The 696-nt window shown below is 43.5% G+C and carries 1 protein-coding gene and 1 pseudogene; both read left to right on the top strand.

Going from position 1 to position 696, the window contains the following annotated elements:
* Window positions 1–247: pseudogene (locus tag BCT81_RS24240) on the top strand (histidine/lysine/arginine/ornithine ABC transporter ATP-binding protein); the annotation flags it as partial.
* A 160-nt stretch (window positions 248–407) separates the two neighbouring features.
* Window positions 408–696: transporter substrate-binding domain-containing protein (locus BCT81_RS24235; protein WP_133152711.1), on the top strand; the 289-nt coding region annotated here is incomplete at its 3' end.

Raw genomic sequence — 696 nt, 5'->3', positions numbered from 1 at the left:
GTTTGATGAACCAACATCTGCACTTGACCCTGAACTAGTTGGGGAAGTGCTTGGCGTAATGCGTGATCTAGCAGAAGAAGGAAGAACCATGCTTGTGGTAACACATGAAATGGCTTTTGCTCGTGACGTATCAAACCATGTGATGTTCTTACATCAGGGCTTGGTGGAAGAACAGGGCGACCCAGCTAAACTGTTTACGAACCCAGAGTCTGAGCGATTACAACAATTTATCTCCTCGATCTATTAATTGGTCTTGGCTGGTGAATGTCGAAATAGAACAGAATTGAAACATTACTGCTAAGGTCAATGGCGGCGGTGTAAACAATGAAACACAACAACACAGCTCAATAAGCAAAACAATATTAAAACTAGCAAAACATAAAAACCTAAATCACAGGAGTAGGGATATGAAAAAGTGGTTATTAGTCGCGGCACTTGCTGCAACTGCGGCAACAGGCGTAGCTCAAGCGAAAGAATGGAAAACAGTACGCTTTGGTATTGAAGGTGCTTACCCTCCATTTAGCTGGACAGAAGCAGATGGTTCACTGAAAGGCTTTGACGTGGACATGGCTAACGCGCTTTGTACTGAAATGCAGGTGCAATGTAAGATCGTTGCACAAGATTGGGATGGTATTATCCCTTCTCTACTTGCTCGTAAATATGATGCGATCATCGCGGCAATGTCTATCACTGAAG

Source organism: Vibrio sp. 10N.261.52.A1, assembly GCF_002876325.1.
GTDB classification, from domain to species: Bacteria; Pseudomonadota; Gammaproteobacteria; order Enterobacterales; family Vibrionaceae; genus Vibrio; species Vibrio chagasii.
This window is presented reverse-complemented; position numbering and strand designations above follow the sequence as displayed.